Genomic DNA, 254 nt, shown 5'->3' on the forward strand with positions numbered 1-254 from the left:
GCTACAAAGTGTCGATGGTGCCGCAACTGCAATACCTGCATCACCGCACCAACCAGCGCATCTACCAGCAAATGTCGGCGCCGAAAATCATCGCGCTGATCCTTGAAGAACACGGCATCAAGGGCAACGCCTACAGCTTCCAACTGAGCCAGCCATGCCCGGATCGCGACTATTGCGTGCAGTACGACGAAACCGACCTGCATTTCGTCCAGCGTCTGTGCGAAGAGGAAGGCATTCACTACCACTTCCAGCAC

General features: G+C 55.9%; 1 protein-coding gene. It reads left to right on the forward strand.

Annotated features, from left to right (window positions below; translation table 11 throughout):
• Positions 1-254 (forward strand): contractile injection system protein, VgrG/Pvc8 family (locus K5E40_RS34715; RefSeq protein ID WP_260456265.1); only part of this gene is annotated, 254 nt, incomplete at both ends.

The sequence above is a fragment of the Pseudomonas baetica genome (genome assembly GCF_019733355.1).
In the GTDB taxonomy this organism is placed as follows: domain Bacteria; phylum Pseudomonadota; class Gammaproteobacteria; order Pseudomonadales; family Pseudomonadaceae; genus Aquipseudomonas; species Aquipseudomonas baetica_A.